This is a genomic window from Prosthecobacter gellanilyticus, assembly GCF_007992435.1.
In the GTDB taxonomy this organism is placed as follows: domain Bacteria; phylum Verrucomicrobiota; class Verrucomicrobiia; order Verrucomicrobiales; family Verrucomicrobiaceae; genus Prosthecobacter; species Prosthecobacter gellanilyticus.
The window spans coordinates 1-16840 of record NZ_BKAG01000003.1 but is presented as its reverse complement, the minus strand read 5'-3'; the positions used below and the strand labels follow the sequence as shown (position 1 = coordinate 16840).

The 16840-nt window shown below is 59.7% G+C and carries 15 protein-coding genes and 1 tRNA gene; 5 read left to right on the top strand and 11 right to left on the bottom strand.

Annotated elements, in window-relative coordinates; translation table 11 throughout:
* Positions 1-36: 36 nt before the first annotated feature.
* The 3 genes from BGE01nite_RS03005 to rplS form a co-directional block, all read right to left on the bottom strand.
* On the bottom strand, positions 37-450 hold the full coding sequence (locus BGE01nite_RS03005) for a GxxExxY protein (protein WP_246145652.1): 414 nt from the start codon (positions 448-450) through the stop codon (positions 37-39).
* Between the two features lie 75 nt (positions 451-525).
* Positions 526-1545, bottom strand: coding sequence for a phenylalanine--tRNA ligase subunit alpha (gene pheS, locus BGE01nite_RS03000; RefSeq protein WP_146848785.1), 1020 nt, complete (start codon positions 1543-1545; stop codon positions 526-528).
* 209 nt (positions 1546-1754) lie between these two features.
* Positions 1755-2114, bottom strand: coding sequence for a 50S ribosomal protein L19 (gene rplS / locus BGE01nite_RS02995; protein WP_170266551.1), 360 nt, complete (start codon positions 2112-2114; stop codon positions 1755-1757).
* Between the two features lie 157 nt (positions 2115-2271).
* On the opposite strand from rplS, the gene BGE01nite_RS02990 reads away from it, so the two are divergent.
* Positions 2272-3006, top strand: coding sequence for a type III pantothenate kinase (locus BGE01nite_RS02990; RefSeq protein ID WP_146848784.1), 735 nt, complete (start codon positions 2272-2274; stop codon positions 3004-3006).
* Between the two features lie 109 nt (positions 3007-3115).
* On the opposite strand, the gene nadB is transcribed toward BGE01nite_RS02990, so the two are convergent.
* Positions 3116-4720 carry an L-aspartate oxidase gene (nadB, locus tag BGE01nite_RS02985; RefSeq protein WP_146848783.1) on the bottom strand — a complete coding sequence of 535 codons (1605 nt, stop codon included), beginning with the start codon at positions 4718-4720 and terminating at the stop codon, positions 3116-3118.
* Positions 4721-4929: 209 nt separating this feature from the next.
* Here nadB and clpX point away from each other — a divergent pair, with 209 nt between their 5' ends.
* Positions 4930-6210 (top strand): ATP-dependent Clp protease ATP-binding subunit ClpX, encoded by a 1281-nt coding sequence (clpX, locus tag BGE01nite_RS02980; protein WP_146848782.1) that lies wholly within the window; start codon positions 4930-4932, stop codon positions 6208-6210.
* On the opposite strand, the gene BGE01nite_RS28855 is transcribed toward clpX, so the two are convergent.
* Positions 6207-6635, bottom strand: coding sequence for a hypothetical protein (locus BGE01nite_RS28855; RefSeq protein WP_170266550.1), 429 nt, complete (start codon positions 6633-6635; stop codon positions 6207-6209). The genes clpX and BGE01nite_RS28855 overlap by 4 nt on opposite strands.
* A 31-nt stretch (positions 6636-6666) precedes the next feature.
* On the bottom strand, positions 6667-7431 hold the full coding sequence (locus tag BGE01nite_RS02970; RefSeq protein WP_146848781.1) for a lysophospholipid acyltransferase family protein: 765 nt from the start codon (positions 7429-7431) through the stop codon (positions 6667-6669).
* Positions 7432-7526: 95 nt separating this feature from the next.
* Here BGE01nite_RS02970 and BGE01nite_RS02965 point away from each other — a divergent pair, with 95 nt between their 5' ends.
* Both BGE01nite_RS02965 and BGE01nite_RS02960 read left to right on the top strand, forming a co-directional pair.
* A complete protein-coding gene (locus BGE01nite_RS02965) occupies positions 7527-7967 on the top strand; it encodes a 3-hydroxyacyl-ACP dehydratase FabZ family protein (protein WP_146848780.1) in 441 nt (146 codons plus the stop codon).
* Positions 7968-8150: 183 nt separating this feature from the next.
* Positions 8151-8933, top strand: coding sequence for a hypothetical protein (locus tag BGE01nite_RS02960; protein WP_146848779.1), 783 nt, complete (start codon positions 8151-8153; stop codon positions 8931-8933).
* A gap of 29 nt (positions 8934-8962) precedes the next feature.
* Here BGE01nite_RS02960 and BGE01nite_RS02955 read toward each other — a convergent pair whose 3' ends face one another.
* The 3 genes from BGE01nite_RS02955 to ileS are packed head-to-tail and all read right to left on the bottom strand — an operon-like array spanning position 8963 to position 13257.
* Positions 8963-9358, bottom strand: a complete 396-nt coding sequence (locus BGE01nite_RS02955) for a hypothetical protein (protein ID WP_146848778.1) — start codon at positions 9356-9358, stop codon at positions 8963-8965.
* A 58-nt stretch (positions 9359-9416) separates the two neighbouring features.
* Entirely contained in the window at positions 9417-10373 is a 957-nt protein-coding gene (locus BGE01nite_RS02950; RefSeq protein WP_146848777.1) for a hypothetical protein, read from the bottom strand.
* A 52-nt stretch (positions 10374-10425) separates the two neighbouring features.
* Positions 10426-13257, bottom strand: a complete 2832-nt coding sequence (gene ileS, locus BGE01nite_RS02945) for an isoleucine--tRNA ligase (RefSeq protein WP_146848776.1) — start codon at positions 13255-13257, stop codon at positions 10426-10428.
* A 158-nt stretch (positions 13258-13415) separates the two neighbouring features.
* Between ileS and BGE01nite_RS02940 the strand changes: the two genes are divergently transcribed.
* Positions 13416-14939 (top strand): N,N-dimethylformamidase beta subunit family domain-containing protein, encoded by a 1524-nt coding sequence (locus BGE01nite_RS02940; protein ID WP_174770033.1) that lies wholly within the window; start codon positions 13416-13418, stop codon positions 14937-14939.
* Between the two features lie 96 nt (positions 14940-15035).
* Here the strand turns inward: BGE01nite_RS02940 and BGE01nite_RS02935 are convergent, their stop codons facing one another.
* Together BGE01nite_RS02935 and BGE01nite_RS02930 are read right to left on the bottom strand one after the other, a co-directional pair.
* Positions 15036-16373, bottom strand: a complete 1338-nt coding sequence (locus tag BGE01nite_RS02935) for a sigma-54-dependent transcriptional regulator (protein ID WP_146848774.1) — start codon at positions 16371-16373, stop codon at positions 15036-15038.
* A gap of 120 nt (positions 16374-16493) precedes the next feature.
* A tRNA-Arg gene (locus BGE01nite_RS02930) sits at positions 16494-16568 on the bottom strand.
* Positions 16569-16840: the final 272 nt, after the last annotated feature.

Below are 16840 nucleotides of genomic sequence, written 5' to 3'. Positions count from 1 at the left end.
AAGATGACAGGATTAACAGGATTTTTTCTTTTCCTTTTAATGCAGGTCGAAAGGTTCGACGTCTTTGACGGCACGTGGCTGATAGAGACGATATTTGTGTTTAAACTGGAGGCTGGGAGCCCCAAAGTTCAGGATGAGGCCGTCATCGATTTTCGTGGCCGAGAGATAATTCACGGTCTGGGCTTCGTGAGTTTTGAGGATGGCTTCGCAAGACTTCAGTTCGATCAGCAAGCGCTTGTCGATGACGACGATGATCATGTCGGCCTCGAATTTGCCAACCAGCCTTCCTTTGTAGAATACTTCGATAGGGATCTTCGATTCAAAATCGATGCCTGCTGCGGCAAGCTCGATCTCCATGCAGCGATGGTAGATGGACTCATTGAATCCCGCTCCCATGTTCCGATGGATCTCCATGGCCATGCCGATGACCTTCTCTGTGAGTTGATTCATCGTCATAAATCCAAAAGAAAAATCCTGTGAATCATGTTCATCCTGTGAATCCTGTAAAATCAGGTGCCCCAGTCCTCAAAACTGCTGAAGGAACCGAACGTCGTTCTCGATGAGATGACGGATGTCCGAGATGCCGTGAAGAATCATGGCGAGGCGATCGAGGCCCATGCCGAAAGCAAATCCTGTCACCTGATCAGGATGGAAGAGATCATCACCACGTGACTTGCTCACCGCCGCGAACACAGCGGGGTCCACCATGCCGCAACCGGCGATTTCGATCCAGCGGGCTTCCTTGCCCTTGGCTTCGAGTTTCACATCGATCTCGAAGCTCGGCTCGGTGAAGGGGAAGAAGTGCGGACGGAAGCGCACCGCCGTGCCAGGACCGAAGACTTCGCGGAAGAAGAACTCCAGCGTGCCTTTGAGATCCGCGAGGCTCACGTCTTTGTCGACAAAGAGCGCTTCGATTTGATTGAAGACACTCAGGTGCGTCGCATCGATCTCATCGCGGCGATACGCAGCGCCAGGGGCGATGATGCGCACAGGCAGTGCTTTCACCGTTTCCAGCGTGCGGATCTGCACACTGCTGGTGTGAGTGCGCAGCAGCTTGCCATCAGGCATGTAGAAAGTGTCGCTCTCATTGCGCGCTGGATGATCAGCAGGCGTGTTCAGCGCATCAAAGCAATGCCACTCAGTCTCCACTTCAGGACCATCCGCGAGCGTGAAGCCCATGCGGCGAAGCGTGCGCACCGCGAGATCACGGATCTGCGTCAGCGGATGCAGCGTACCAGTACCTGCACCTGGGCGGCCGGGCAGCGTGAGATCGATGCCAGCCACCGCTTCTGCATCCTTCGCGGCCTGCAGGGCTTCTTTGCGCGTGGCCAGACCATTCGTGATGGCGTCACGCACTTCATTCAGCTTGGCACCGACGTCCTTCTTCTGCTCGACCGGCACATCACGCATGCCGGCGCTGAGACCCGTGAGCTTGCCCTTCTTGCCGAGGTAGTCGATGCGGAAGGCCTCCAGCGCGGCTTCATCAGTCAGCGTGTCGAGCGCGGAGAGGGCTTCGGTCTTCAGGGAGTCGAGTTCAGTGAGCATGGGAAGAAAAAGAAAAAGTCAGGCGGACGGGCGGTTGTTGGCAGACAACCACGCTCCACAGGGGGCGGCGATGATGGACGGGCGCGGCGGACGTGCAACCTGCCGCAAAAACAAAACACCTCCGCGTGATCGGCGCGGAGGTGCTCTGAACATCAACAAACCAACCGCAACCAGCTCCTCAGAGCTTGGCCGTTGTCGGAAATTTGGAATTAAGCGTCGTTCTGGACCACGTCCTTCACGGTCATGGCGTCCTTGCCCTGACGTCCGCGGAGGTAATGCAGGCGGGCACGGCGCACGCGGCCTGGCTTCGTGACTTCGATCTTGGCCACCTTGGGGCTATGCAGGGGGAACACACGCTCCACGCCTTCGCCATAGGAAATTTTGCGGACGGTGAAGGCTTCGTTCAGGCTGGTGCCTTTGCGGGCGATGACGATACCAGCGAAGATCTGGATACGCTCTTTGTCGCCTTCGATGACTCGGGTATGCACCTTCACGGTGTCGCCGACGTGGAAGGAAGCGATTTCCTTTTTGGTCTGCTCGGCTTCGAGTTTGGAGATGATGTTGCTCATGATGATGAAGGGGTATATCCACTCGCCACAAGGTTCCCTGGAGGGGCCGAACCGGGCAAGGGGCGCGCATAGTGCAGGTGTTCTGGCGATTCGCAACCACATTTTTCCATCCTTGTCGCTAGGCCGAGTTTGGTGGCATAGGGAGACCCACAACCACATGACTGCTGACTACCTCCTGATCGACGTGGGCAATGGCCGCACAAAACTGGGTCTCTCCACCCGGGACGCCCTCCTGGACCGTCGTGATTTGCCCTCCCGCGACGTCACGCCAGAGGCCATCCGCGAAGCCGTGGCGGGTTGGAATTTCGGCCGCGCCGTCATCGCCAGTGTGGTCCCGGCGGTGGTCCCAGTCTGGCGGGAGGTCTTTCCCACCCTCCTGGAACTCCGCCACGACACCCCCCTGGGCATCGGCATCCGCTACCCGAAGCCCGAGAGCATCGGCCAGGACCGCCTCGCGAATGCCGTGGCCCTCGCCCATCTGCATGGAGCCCCAGGCATCGTCATCGATTTCGGCACGGCAGTGACTTTTGACATCCTCTCCGCCGATAAACACTACATCGGCGGCGTCATCGCCCCCGGCCTGCGCCTGATGACCGACTACCTGCACGAGCGCACCGCCCTCCTCCCCCTTGTGGAGCTTAACGAGCCCCCCAGCGCCATTGGCACCTCCACCGTCGGCGCCATCCAGGCGGGAGCCGCCATCGGCTATCGTGGCATGATCCGGGGCATCCTGGACGCCCTGAAAAAAGAGCTCTCTGAGAGCGCTCATGCCCACGTCGTCGCCACAGGAGGGGATGCCGGATGGATCATGGCTGGCATCGAAGAAAAAATCCCCGTCGACCCCGATCTCACCCTGCATGGTCTGCGACTGGTGGGGAACCTGAACACCTGAAATGACTCCAAGTCATTGGATGGTAGAAAAATGAAGGGTAAAAAGATTTCAGAAATTTTTCTACCCCCAATCTTTCTACCTCATTCAGAGTGAACAAATTAAAGGGATCTCAATACCGCCTCACCACTGTGTCCGCTGGCGGACGAGCCTCATCCTTCTCCGGGTAATCCAGCGTGTAGTGCAGGCCGCGGCTCTCATGACGGCGGATGGCGCATTCCACGATCAATGAGGCGCATTCCACCAGATTGCGCAGTTCCAGGAGCTCGCTGGTGATGCGGAAGTTCCAGTAAAACTCCTGCACCTCGCGCTTCAGGTTCCGCAGGCGGGCCGCAGCGCGCTGGAGACGCTTCGTGGTGCGGACGATGGACACATAGTCCCACATCAAACGGCGGATCTCGTCCCAGTTGTGGTAGATCACCACCAGCTCGTCATTGTCCACGGCCGTGCCAGCCTGCCAGGGCGGGATGGGGTATTCCTGCTCATGCGTTTTGCCGATCGGCATCTTTCTCAGCATGTGCTCCACCGCGCGGTGGGAGATCACCAGGCACTCCAGCAGTGAATTGCTGGCCAGACGGTTCGCTCCATGCAGACCTGTGCAGCCCACCTCACCCACGGCGCAGAGACCCCGGATGCGGGTGGCTCCGTTCACATCCGTGACCACGCCGCCGCACTGATAATGCGCCGCCGGAACCACCGGAATCGGGTCCTTCGTGATGTCGATATCCACCTCCAGGCAGGCTTTGTGAATGTTCGGGAAGTGGCTGAGGATGAACTCCGCAGGCTTGTGCGAGATGTCCAGATACACACACGGACCGCCTGTGCGCTTGATCTCATGGTCGATGGCCCGGGCGACGATGTCACGAGGCGCCAGCGAGCCGCGCGGATCATAGCGGTGCATGAATTCCTTCCCATCAGCACCCACCAGCCGGGCGCCTTCACCGCGCATGGCCTCCGTGATCAGGAAGGAGCGCTTCTCCGGATGGTACAGGCAGGTCGGGTGAAACTGGATGAACTCCATGTTTGCCACATTCGCCCCGGCACGCCAGGCCAGGGCCACGCCGTCACCCGTGGCGATGCGGGGATTCGTGGTGTAAAGATACACACGTCCACAGCCACCGGTGGCCAGCACCACGCGGTCGGATTTCAGCGTCAGCACCTCATGCGTCTCCTCATTGAGGACGTACAGGCCTAAAATGCGCTCCTCGGAGACATAGCCGAGCTTCGTCGTCGTGATCAGGTCGATGGCGAAATGATGCTCCATCAGAGTGATGTTCGCCTTTTCACGAACGGCGATGAGCAGCTTCTCCGTGAGTTCCCGGCCCGTGGCATCCGCCGCATGCAGCACGCGGCGGCGGGAGTGGCCGCCCTCTTTGGTCAGATCAAATTCCAGATGACCGTCCTCGGCCTCGCGCTGATCAAAGCTGACTCCCCACTTCACCAGCTCGGCGATGCGGTCCGGCCCCTCGGTCACGATGGTGCGCACGGCGTCCTCATGGCAGAGCCCGGCTCCGGCGATCAAAGTATCGCTCACATGCTGCTCCACGCTGTCCTGCTCACTGGTCACGCAGGCGATCCCGCCCTGGGCCCAATTGGAGTTGGAGTCGAGCGCGCCGCGCTTGGTGATGAGCGCCACCCGGCCGTGCTCACTGGCATGGAGGGCCGCGCTGAGGCCCGCGGCACCGCTGCCGACGATGATAAAATCGAACTCGATCATGGAGATTGAGTCTGAAATTAAGCAGGTTGCAGGGAAACGTCTCGAAAATGTTACATCCACTCTCAAACCAACTTTTCGGGAACAACCGGAAGACCGGGGTGGCGCGTTTTTACTATAGCCAATACTGCTCTTCCCCCGCCTCCGCAGAGATGTGACGCTTCTCTTGACGTGCAAACCCGCCGTGTGCGACATTTCCACAGCCCCCTCCAATGCCACGAACCTCCACCGTCACCCTCTGCTCCTTCTGTGGTAAAAGCCATGCGGAGGTGCGCAAACTCGTCGCCGGCCCGGGGGTGTATATCTGTGACAACTGCATCGGCGTCTGCAAAAACATCCTCGACCGCGAGGCAGCGCAGGAAGCTGACAATGGTGGAAGCGCGCTCATCGTGCCCCGTCCCGCCGAGATCCGCGCCACCCTCGACCAGCATGTGATCGGCCAGGACCAGGCGAAGAAGGTGCTGAGCGTGGCCGTGCACAATCACTACAAGCGCATCCTCCACTCCCGCCAGCAGGCCATGAGGAAGGACCAGCCGCGCAAGATCAACGACCCGAATGATGTGGACATCGAGAAGAGCAATGTGCTCCTGCTCGGCCCCACCGGTTGCGGCAAGACTCTCCTGGCCCGCACCTTGGCGAAGATCCTCAACGTGCCCTTCAGCATCGCCGATGCCACCACCCTGACCGAGGCCGGCTATGTGGGCGAGGACGTGGAAAACATCATCCTGCGCCTGCTTCAGGCCGCAGACTTCGATGTCGCCCGCGCCGAGATCGGCATCATCTACATTGATGAGATTGATAAGATCGGTCGCACCACAGGCAATGTCAGCATCACGCGCGACGTGTCTGGCGAAGGTGTGCAGCAAGCGCTGTTGAAGATCATCGAGGGCACCGTCTGCAACGTGCCGCCGCAGGGTGGCCGCAAGCACCCGCAGCAGGAGTACATCCAGGTGAACACGGAGAACATCCTCTTCATCTGCGGCGGAGCTTTCGGCGGTCTCGATCAGATCGTGCGCCGTCGCAAAGGCCGTAACACCATGGGCTTCTCCAGCGGCCCCTTGCAGAAGGAAGAGGAGAAGGACGACCTCGTCAAAGACGTCGAGCCCGAGGATCTTATCACCTTCGGCCTCATCCCCGAATTCATAGGTCGTCTGCCTGTGACCTGCGCACTGCGCGAACTCAGCGAAGGCGAGCTCGTGCGCATCCTCACCGAGCCGAAGAACGCCCTGCTCAAGCAGTATGCCAAACTCCTCGGCATGGAAGGTGTGGACCTCAATGTGAACAAGGAAGGCCTCCTGGCCATGGCCCGCGAGGCCGTGAAGCGCGGCACCGGTGCGCGCGGCCTGCGCAGCATCTTTGAGCGCATCATGCTCGACGTGATGTATGACGTGCCGAGCCGCATGGACGTGCGCTCCGTCTCCATCAACGAAGCCGTCGTCAAAGGCGAGCGCCCGCCCATCGTGAAGAAGCGGATCGAGAGGAATGCGGCCTAACCTATTGGTGCTTCACCATCAAATCCCAAAGTGCGAACCATCTGTTCGCAATCAGCTAGTTCTGCGTGCTGTTCGCCCCAGGAACATAGATAGGTGACTTGGGCGATACTTCGTCCATTCGTCACATACCAGACTCGCAGGAAATCTTCACCTGCTCGAAAACTGCCAGCCACCAGCCGAAGTTCTCCATCCTCTTCAACCAAGTCCACCGGGTCGCCTAGCTGCTGTGAAGTCGCAAAGCCGTGAAGCAACGACAGCAGGTCTCGCTGGGTCGGATTCGGGACGGGGCCACCTTTGTAGATCCCGATCGAGAATTGAAGTGCGCCGACACCATCCGGTTTTGCCAATGTCCAAGGCGGGTCTACGGCTTCCACTTCCTCAGTGATGTCAGACCACCCATCGCAGAATGTGATTGTGAATGACATGGCAAAATAGAACTCGTGACCTAACCAATAATCACTCCATTACACCGCATCCCGCGGCGATGTAGCTCTCCCGCAACTGGTCCAAAAACTTCTGCGCATCCTCCTCCGGGCTGCACACCACGGGCTCGCCCATGCTGATGCGAATGTGGATGGGTTCAGGAGGCAGGCGCCAGATCGGCCAGCCTTTGCTTAGATAACGGCTGCTCGTCCGCACGATGATCGGCCACACAGGCGCACCTGAGTTGCGCGCGATGATGGCCAGACCACCGGACAGCGGATTCATCCGTCCATGCTCCGGTCTTGTGCGCGTGCCTTCCGGAAAAAACAAAATGCGCTCGCCATCACGCAGCAGCTCGATGCAGCGGCGCATCATTTGATGCGAAGGCTCGTTCGAGATGAACCCGGCGGCCCGCGCGCCAAAGGCGAGCAGCGGATTGCACAGCAGCGAGGCTTTCAGCACACAGGCCGCCCGATCCACCTCCGCCAGCACAAACACCGCATCCCAAAGCGCCGGATGATTGGGCGCCAGGATCACCGGACCGATGTGCGCCTTCACACGCTCGAAGCCTTCGTAGGTCACGTCGATCACTCCAAACCGGCGCAGGATGCCTGCCACCCCGCGGAAGAGCTGCTTCAGCACTGCCTGGCCCAGCTCACGCCGCCTCGGCTGGCAGCGCAGCAGCAGCGCCAGATTCACCACCGGCAGAAACACCAGCGAGCACACCGACCAGTAGGTCAGCAGCACCACACCTGCCGTGGCGAAGCGCAGCCGGTCTGCCAGGGTAGTGCTATGCATGCACGTGGTGAGGGCCGGAGAGATCACGCAGAACTCCGGTGAAGGGTGGATTGCCGTTTGTCAGGAGCCGACTCCATCGTTAAGACGCGCCTAATATGTCGCAGCCCGCCGACCTTTTCCAAGCGCTTTCCTGCCTGCCCCACGGACCCTCCTTCCGCTTTGTGGATGAAATCACCGAGCTTGTGCCCGGCCAGTCCGCCACCGGTCGCTGGACTCTGAAAGGAGATGAAGCCTTCCTCACTGGCCACTTCCCCGGCCAGCCCATCCTCCCCGGCGTGATCATGATCGAGTCCCTGGCCCAGCTCGGCGGCGTGCTGGCGCAGAGTGACCGGGGAGACAATCCCCTCAAAAACCTCCGCCTCACCGCCGTCCGCCAGTTCAAGATCCTCGGCACCATCCCCCCCGGCCAGACCCTCACCCTCCAGGTCCGCCGGGATGCTGTCATGCCCGGCCTCGTCCAGATCAGCGGCGAGATCCTCACCGCTGATGGCGCCAAGATCGCCTCCGGCAGCATCATCCTCAGCGGCGAGGAGTGAGTCGCATTCAGCGCGGAGGCTGCCGCTTTGGCAATGGGAAGGGTAAACTGCGACTGTCCCGTCCCTTGGAGTGCTCACCATCTGCTGCGAACTAAAGCCGGTGTTTCCAGGGCTTGTCTTCGCCTCTCCTGACTCAAGCATTGACGAATCATGTGGCTCCTGTGAGCATCCCCTTCATCAATCATGCCTTTGATTAGACCTCTTCTTCTCGTCCTGTGCACACTTTCCATCGCATGGGCAGGCGGCAAACACCTGGAAGTCATGGCGCCTTACTGCCAGCAAATGGATTACCATGGCAGACCGCATTGTGTCATTGAGCGGCGCTACGAGACATCCGATACAGGAACCCAAAAGCTGATCTCGACGATTCGGCTCGAGTTCGATGCGGAGGGCAATTTGCTGCATGAAGAGGAGGTGGATGCGGCTAACAAAAAGCTCAGTTTTGCCGACTACAAGTATGATGCCAGCGGCACCTGGGTCTCCCTGGTGGAGCAGCTCGAAGACGAGCCGGTGAAGAGCTACCAGATCTTTGTGGACACGGCTTCGCGCCGCGTCGCCCACGTCGAGCCAAAGACCAAGCAGACCGAATTTTACTCTTACACCGCGCAGGGCCTTATCAATGACACCCTTCTCAAGACCAGCGCGGGCAAGATCATCGAAACCACCACGTTCCGCCGCAATGCCTCATCCCATAAGGAAGAGCAGATCCTCACGGAGAAGGACGAAGGCCGCCAGAGCACGGAGTATCTCATGCAATGGTCTGACAAGGGCTTTGAGATCCACTCCACCTTCATCATGCGCCATGAGAGCGATGACCGCCTCATCACCACCTATGAGCACCCGGACGTCGACGCCAACGGCAACTGGCTGATCTGTATCGAGACCAGCACCATGCACCGCCCCAACGGCGAAAAAATCCCGCTTCCTAAAGAGACGGTCAAACGTGAGATCACGTACCATCCGTGATGGCTTGTTCTTCTTTCTGACGCATCATTTCAAGATCCGCGCACCTGCCGGAACTGCACCACCTCGCTAACCCGTTGGTACTTCTTGTCGACGCCAGCTTGGAGGAAGATCTGGTAGGTGCCCTTTTCCCGCGTGTGCCAAGGGTCGTCCAAGATGGTCGTGCGCGCGGCGATGCTGCTCACCTGCTTGCCATCGCGGAAAATGACCCAGGCCAGCGTTTTCATGTCGATGCCCGGCACCACATCAGGCCGGGTGATGGCCCAGGCATTGTCCTTCTTCTTCACCTCCAGCTTCACCAGGCGTGACTTCTCGACCGCCGGAAAATCGGGTTCCTTGTTTTGGTTAGGCTGGGCATCTACCGCCATCGTCAGGCCCAGGCACAGCAGGATGACCAGGAGGGTGGCAAGAGGATGGGGCAAGGACATGTTCCTCGATGAGTAACTGCGTTTGACGTTTTGAGCTGGTTCAGTCTGAAGGGATGACTCATTTCGCTAGCAGCCGCTTCAATTCAGGTGACTGCGCCTCCTTAGCCTTCTCAGACTCTGTCAGATAGTCAAAGACCACTTGCTCTCCTTCAATGATTGCAGCGGGAGGGCTGGGCGATCTGGTGAACGGGATGTTTAGGAGGTCCAGTAGAAATGTTCTGCTCTGACTTGGCTTGGTTCCGCTTGTTATCAAGGCGTGCGCACCGTCCGCTCGTCGCGCAAGTTGTCCCAACTTCACATCCATGCGGACCGTGTGTGGGTTCACTTGCTCAAATCCCGAAGTCGATTTGACGGTCGCGTCTCCGAAATTAAAAAGAGCGGTGTATCGAGCATCCGCCAAGACATCAAAAAGTTGCGGTAAATTTTTGCCGATATTGCCCTCAATGGTCTCCAGCGGCTCATTGGTAGGTGTAGATGCTGGCGGAATGGTATCGAGCAGAGCCGTCATGATCATCGATGCCCGGGTGGTCAGCTGCCTGGGTCGCTCTGGCCTCCCCGAAAGGTGCGCTGTTCCAATAAAGCCTCGCGGCTCAAGCAGAGGCGATGCCTTGAGGCCAGCTTGTTCAAGAGCTGGCTCAGCCAGGACCAAGGGATGAGGCCCGCCAAAATCAAGCCTGTTGAGCGACTTGAAATAACCCTCAGCTTTAATGAAGACTTTTCCGTCTGCCTTGCTTTCGACAGATGCACTCGCCCAAACATCCACACCTTTGCTCTCTCGAACAAGACCCTGAAGCCATTCCTCTGCGGAAGGAAGCGCAGCCCGAGATCCCTCAGCCCCTGGAAACTTTTGCATATCAAGCAGACAGGTAATGATAAACTTCCCGCTGCCGTCCGGATTCACCAGATACTTTTCTTCCAGTTCAAGGCATCCTGTCAGAACCATCAAAAGCGTGGTCCCTAATAGGTAGCGCAGCCCCTTGAGTAAACCCTGGGACGAAAAATGAGTCTGATTCATCTGTTTAGGTTGGGGGATCGTTTGATCGTTGGCCAGCCTTCTTTGCTTGGCCTCAACCAACCGCCTCCGCACACCGTCCGCAAAGAGTCGGGTGCTCGGCGATGGTTCCCACATCGGGCAGCAGCTTCCAGCAGCGTTCGCACTTCGGATTCGTGCAGACTTCGACGGTGGCGGCGAGGTCGGGGCCACGGGTGAGGTGGAGGTCGCTGAGGATGAAGAACTCTTGAAGGGCGGGGAGATCGCTGAAGATGGCGTGGGCGAAGCCGGCCTCGGGAAGAGTGAGCTTCACGGTGGCCTCGAGGTTGGAGCCGATCTTCTTGGCCTGGCGCGCGGCTTCGATGGCCTGCTGGATGACGGCACGGGCCTTGAGCAGGTCCTCGACGGCAGCACCGGCCTCGGCGTTGGCGAATGTTTCGTTAGGCTGCGGGAAGTCCTGCAGGTGCACACTGTCGGCGTGGCCCAGGAACTCCCAGGTCTCATCAGCCGTGTAGGCCAGGATGGGGGCCAGGAGCTTCGTCAGGGTCTCGGTGATCTCGCGGATGGCGGCCTGGGTGGCACGGCGGCGCGGACTGTTCTCCGCATCGCAGTACATCCGGTCCTTGGTGATGTCGATATAAAGGGCGCTGAGATCTCCGGAGACGAACTGGGTGATGGTGCTGACGACCTTGCGGAAGTCATACGCGGCGAAGCCGGCGAGGCAGTCACTGACGATGCTGTGCAAACGCTCGAGGATCCAGCGGTCGATGAGGGTGTAGGAATGTGGTGCAACCATCTTGGTTGCCTCAGGCAAGCTGGAAGCTTGCTCCACCTTCTCATCGTTGAGGTTGCCTAACAAGACGCGGAAGGTGTTGCGGATGCGGCGGTAGGATTCGCCGGTCTGCTGGAAGAGCTCCTCGCTGAAGGGAACGTCGTTCTGGTAGTCCACGCTGGCAGCCCAGAGGCGCACCATGTCGCTGCCGTACTTGTTGAAGTAATGCTCGGCAGTCATGGGCTTGCCGGACTTGGCTTTCTCCTTGTCCTTGCCGTCCTTGCCCTTGTCGTCGCCTTGCTGCTCCTGGTCGCTCTTGCTGATCTTCTTGCCGCTGGTGTCGACGACGAAACCATTCGTGATCACCGTCTTGTACGGCGCGGTGCCGCGCACGGCCACGCTGACCATGAGGCTGCTCTGGAACCAGCCGCGATGCTGGTCCGTGCCCTCGATGTAGACATCCGCCGGGCAATACAGCTCGGGATGACGCTCCAGCACGGCCACAGAGGAGGAACCGGAATCAATCCACACATCCAGCGTGTCCTTGCAGCGCTTCGAACCCTCCGGCAGGCCGATGAGGTCACACCAGAAGGCGTCGTCTTTTTCAAACCAGAGATTCGTGCCATGCAGCTCGACGGCGTCCGCCACTTTGCGAGAGATCTCGCCTTCCATGAGGATGCTGCCATCCGCCGCGTAGAACACAGGCAGCGGCACGCCCCAGGTGCGTTGGCGGCTGATGCACCAGTCTGGACGGCTCTCCACCGTTCCATGGATTCGGTTGCGGCCCCAGGCGGGCAGCCAGTTCACCGTGTCGATGGCCTTCAGGGCGTCCTGACGGAAGTCATTGATGCGGATGAAGAACTGCTCCACTGCGCGGAAGATGATCGGCGTTTTAGAGCGCCAGCAGTGCGGATACTGGTGAACATACTTTTCGTTACCCAGGAGAGCGCCTTTGCCCTCCAGGATGGCGATGATGCCTTCGTTGCTCTTGAAGACATGCTGGCCCACGAACTCGGGCAGACCGCACTCAGCAGTGAAGTTGCCCTGATCATCCACAGGCGAGAGCACCTCGAGACCGTTTTCCTTGCCGGCGATGTAGTCGTCCGCGCCGTGACCGGGGGCCATGTGCACGGCACCGGTACCGGTGTCGTTGGTCACGAAGAGAGCATTGATGACCTTCGAGCCACGCGGCAGGAAGGGATGCTGGGCCTCCGCGCCTTTCAGCGTGCTGCCTTTGAACTTCGTGGTCGGGCGTGATTCATCCAGCTTGAAGCCGGTGCTGGCGCTGAAGGCCTCAAGACGGGAGTTCGCGAGGATGAGCTTCTCCTGGCGGCCGTCTTCATGGGCAAACGTGCCGGCGGTGTATTCGAAATCCGGATGCAGGGCGATGCCGAGGTTCGCGGGCAGCGTCCAGGGTGTGGTGGTCCAGATCACCAGCGAGTAGCCATCTTCCTGCAGGCGGCTGAAGCCAGGGGTGAGCACGGCAAACTTCACGTAGATAGCCGGGGAGGTCTTTTCCTTGTACTCCACCTCGGCCTCGGCGAGCGCGGTCTGTGCGCCGTAGCTCCACTGCACGGGGCGCTTCGCACGATAGACGAGGCCCTTCTCCACGAACTTCGCGAAGGTGCGCATGATGTCCGCCTCATAGCCTGGGGTCAGGGTGAGGTAGGGGTTCTCCCAATCGCCAAAGATGCCGAGACGCTTAAAACTCTGGCGCTGGATGTCGATGAACTTGCGGGCATAGGCCTCGGAGCGCGTGCGGATCTCCGCCGGGGCGAGGTCCTTGGCCTCCTTCACCACCTTGAACTCGATGGGCAGGCCATGGCAATCCCAGCCCGGGATGAAGGGTGCGTGGTGACCGGCCATAGTCTTGGACTTCACGATGATGTCCTTCAGCACCTTGTTCAGCGCGGTGCCCATGTGAACGTCACCGTTCGCGAAAGGCGGGCCGTCATGCAGGACGAACTTCGGACGTCCGGCGCTCTGCTTCATGATGCGCTGGTACAAGCCGCCAGCCTCCCATTTGGCCAGACGCTGAGGCTCACGCGTCACCAAGTCCGCCTTCATCGGGAAGTCGGTCTTCGGCAGGCGGACGGTGTCTTTGTAGTTCTTCTTGGCAGGGGTCTCAGCGCTCATATCAGGGAAAAGGGGGCGGAGAGTAGCCGGGACGGGCTCTGGGGCAAGGGCGGACCGGCGCAGCCGGAATGACGAAACCCGAAGGGCTGGGTCATTAGCGTATTTATCAGCGTCCCATTAGCGGTTCAAAAAGGCCCGGCTGCTTCCGTATGCCTCTCATGGACCGCCGGGATTTCATCAAGACTACCAGTGCCGCAGCCGCCCTCGGGGCGCGCATGAACACCTCCGCAGGTGCCACCGCACCCGCACAGCCAGACCTAATCAAGGTGGAGAACACCCGGCCCGGCGCCGATTTCCAGCTCACCCGGATGATGCCGGATGACTCCAAGTCCCACCGCACCTCGAAGATCGAAGGCTACTGCTCCCGCCAGTCCGTGAGCGCCGGGGAGAAGCTGGACATCTTCGTCAGCACGAAACCCGCCGCGCGGTTTGGGCTCGAGATCTTCCGCATGGGCTACTACGGCGGCGCAGGCTCTCGGCTCATGACGACGCTGGGCCCCTTTGAGGGCAAAGAACAGATGGTGCCCGAGATGGGTGATCAGCGCCTGCGCGAATGCCAGTGGCAGGCCAGCACCACCCTGACCATCCCCGCCGACTGGCCCAGCGGCGTCTACCTCGGCAGACTTTCTACCCAGCCTAACCGAGAACAGGGAACTGAGAACCCCGAACCCTACTGGCAGAGCTACATCATCTTCATCGTTAAAGACGATCGTCCCGCCGACATTCTCTTCCAGTGCAGTGACAACACCTGGCAGGCGTATAACCAATGGCCCGTCAAGGAGTCCCTCTACACGGATCCGCGTGCCGCGCATGCCCCAGGCGTGAGCGTGAGCTTTGACCGCCCTTACGGCAAGTATGTGCAGATCCTGGAGAACCCGCTCAGCATGGGCAGCGGCGAGTTTTTGCTCTGGGAATATCCACTCTGCTACTGGCTGGAGAAGGAAGGCTACGATGTCACCTACTGCTCCAACGTCGACAACCTCGATCCCGCAAACCTCACCCGTGCGAAGACGATGATCAGCATCGGCCACGATGAGTACTGGGACCTGCGTCAGTATCAGAATGTGAAGCAGGCCATCGCGAACGGCCTCAGCGTGCTCTGGCTCTCCGCGAATGATGTGTACATGGTCACGCCCTTCACGTCGAATGCCCAAGGCGCGCCTAACAGAAGGCTCACACGCGAGACCTGCTACGGCGAGTTCCGTGAGGAGGAAAAAGAAGCCTATGCCAAAGTGCTCGGCCCCTTTGAAAACCCAGGCCCTGACGAGCGTGACATCATCGGCGCCCGCACCGTCGTGCCCTTCAATGGCGGTGGTGACTGGACCTGCGCAAAGCCTGATCACTGGCTCTTTGAAGGCACCGGCATGAAGAAGGGCGACAGCATCCCCGGCCTCGTCGGCTGGGAATTTCATGGCGATCCTGATACGGCTCGCGAAGGTCTGGAAGTCGTCGCCGAAGGCCACGTCTGGGCTGGCGGCACACGACTCGGCAAATACGCCGCAACCCTCTTTGAAGGCCCGAAGAAAAACATCGTCTTCAATGCCACCACCATCTTCTGGAGCCAGGGCCTTAGCGATCCTCCCGGGCACATGATTCCATGGAGTCACTATTCAAGACCTCACGGACCTGACGAACGCGTGCAACGCATAACCAAAAATGCGATCAAGAGAGCGATTCAATAGGCGCGGAGCAAAGCAGTCCTCTCGCTCCGCCGAGAGGACAAACGAGCTGGCATACACTCATCACACGGAGTGTGATGAGTGCTTTGCAGAGACCCTCTACTCCCTCCCCAGCAGTTCCCGCAGCTTTCTACGCAGTGTCGCACGGTTCATGTTCAGCGCGGTGGCGAGGCGCGTCGGTTTGTCTTCAAAGCGTACGAGCAGCGTGGCCAGCATCTGCTTTTCCACATGGGCGAGCAGTGTGTCATAATCCGGCCAGGTGTTTTCAGGGCCGGTGAGGCGCTGGTCCAGCCAGGCATTCAGCACACGAGTCAGGGAGACATCGAGATGACCGGATGTATCCGTCTGGCTCGCCGCAGCCACGGATTCCGGCAGATGACGTGGCAGGGCCACAGAGCCCGTGCACACCGCCGCCGCATGCTGCATGGCCGCGGCGAGCTCACGCACATTGCCCGGCCAGGCATGCGCCTTGATGCAGGCCAGTGTCTCAAGCGCGAGGGTCAACTCGCGACCAGGTGCCGCACGGCCCGCCAGATAGGAGGCCAGCACGGCCACATCTTCCATGCGCTCGCACAGCGGTGGAAGCTGCACCTGCAGCACCGCCAGCTGATAGAAGAGATCCTCTCGGAAACTGCCTGCGGCGATGAGTTCCGTCAGCGAACCCGAAGCGGTGGCCAGCAGGCGCGGCAGAGGTGGAGACCCCGCAAGCGTGCGTGCCAAAATGGCCTGCAACGGCAGCGAAAGCGTGCCGATCTCCTCAATGAGCAAGGTGCCGGCGCGGGCGCTCTCAATAGCCCGCAGCAGCGCCTGCTCGCGCTCACCCTCCGCCCATTCATCCGCGCGGAAAGCGACCAGCGAACCCGCAGAGCGGCTGCTGTTTCGATGAATGACCTGGGCGGCGAGCGTCTTGCCCGTGCCGCGCGGTCCGCTGAGTAGCACTGGGGCCTCAGAGGCACAAGCCTGGGCGATCACCGCAAAGGCCCGCTGCATCCCCGGCGCGGCTCCGATCATCACCGCCTGCTCCGGCGTGCTGGCAGCGGGGGCGGATGAGGTGGAAGGAACTGGCAGCTTGTCCGTCGCAGGCGGCTGGAGGAGGTCTCGCAGCGCCGCCTGGATCTCGCTGAGGTTCAGCGGCTTGAGGAAATAGTCATGCGCCCCGAGCCGACGGGCCTCCAGGGCATTTTCCAGGGTGCCATGCGCCGTGATGATGAGCACAGGCGGAGGCGCGGGCAGCGCCCGGAGTTGCTCCAGCACCCGCAAACCGCTCATGTCCGGCAGACCGATGTCCAGCAGCACAAGGTCAAAGCGCTGACGTTGGGCCTTTTCGATTCCGCTCTGCCCGGAAGCCGCCACCATCGGTTCCACATTCAAACGACGCACCACGGTCGAGAGGGCCGCCGCGAGGGCATATTCGTCTTCGATGATCAGAACGCGCATGGGAAAGGGAAAAAAGGGACAGAAATGAGCCAGCTTAACACGCCTGCATAGTGCCAGCCTTGGGGTGTGTCCCCCCAGAAGTCGTCAAATGGACCATTTTTGTCCATGGCCTCACACCCTTGGTATCCCCGACAGGAATCGAACCTGTATTTAGAGTTTAGGAAACCCTCGTTCTATCCATTGAACTACGGGGACAGTTGATAACCAACGATTTACAACTTAAGCGACCTGAAAAACCGACGTTTTAAGAATAAAAGTAAGAATACGTCCACTCAACTCCATCATTATCCTGTGATGTCTTGTTGTCTACTGGAACACGATTTCTGCAAAAGGGTTAAGGTGGTTGGCGACCCACACTCCCGATCAGGATGTCCTGGCGAACCATAAAGAACACCCGCATAATAATTGAATCTGCTCCTTCAATTTATGGGAGTCGCACACCCATCGAAAGGATGGGGAACAGTTCT

Excerpts from the sequence above, each read along its gene's own strand:
- BGE01nite_RS03005 (WP_246145652.1), bottom strand. The coding sequence starts at position 450 with ATGAATCAACTCACAGAGAAGGTCATCGGCATGGCCATGGAGATCCAT.
- pheS (WP_146848785.1), bottom strand. The coding sequence starts at position 1,545 with ATGCTCACTGAACTCGACTCCCTGAAGACCGAAGCCCTCTCCGCGCTC.
- rplS (WP_170266551.1), bottom strand. The coding sequence starts at position 2,114 with ATGAGCAACATCATCTCCAAACTCGAAGCCGAGCAGACCAAAAAGGAA.
- BGE01nite_RS02990 (WP_146848784.1), top strand. The coding sequence starts at position 2,272 with ATGACTGCTGACTACCTCCTGATCGACGTGGGCAATGGCCGCACAAAA.
- nadB (WP_146848783.1), bottom strand. The coding sequence starts at position 4,720 with ATGATCGAGTTCGATTTTATCATCGTCGGCAGCGGTGCCGCGGGCCTC.
- clpX (WP_146848782.1), top strand. The coding sequence starts at position 4,930 with ATGCCACGAACCTCCACCGTCACCCTCTGCTCCTTCTGTGGTAAAAGC.
- BGE01nite_RS28855 (WP_170266550.1), bottom strand. The coding sequence starts at position 6,635 with ATGTCATTCACAATCACATTCTGCGATGGGTGGTCTGACATCACTGAG.
- BGE01nite_RS02970 (WP_146848781.1), bottom strand. The coding sequence starts at position 7,431 with ATGCATAGCACTACCCTGGCAGACCGGCTGCGCTTCGCCACGGCAGGT.
- BGE01nite_RS02965 (WP_146848780.1), top strand. The coding sequence starts at position 7,527 with ATGTCGCAGCCCGCCGACCTTTTCCAAGCGCTTTCCTGCCTGCCCCAC.
- BGE01nite_RS02960 (WP_146848779.1), top strand. The coding sequence starts at position 8,151 with ATGCCTTTGATTAGACCTCTTCTTCTCGTCCTGTGCACACTTTCCATC.
- BGE01nite_RS02955 (WP_146848778.1), bottom strand. The coding sequence starts at position 9,358 with ATGTCCTTGCCCCATCCTCTTGCCACCCTCCTGGTCATCCTGCTGTGC.
- BGE01nite_RS02950 (WP_146848777.1), bottom strand. The coding sequence starts at position 10,373 with ATGAATCAGACTCATTTTTCGTCCCAGGGTTTACTCAAGGGGCTGCGC.
- ileS (WP_146848776.1), bottom strand. The coding sequence starts at position 13,257 with ATGAGCGCTGAGACCCCTGCCAAGAAGAACTACAAAGACACCGTCCGC.
- BGE01nite_RS02940 (WP_174770033.1), top strand. The coding sequence starts at position 13,416 with ATGGACCGCCGGGATTTCATCAAGACTACCAGTGCCGCAGCCGCCCTC.
- BGE01nite_RS02935 (WP_146848774.1), bottom strand. The coding sequence starts at position 16,373 with ATGCGCGTTCTGATCATCGAAGACGAATATGCCCTCGCGGCGGCCCTC.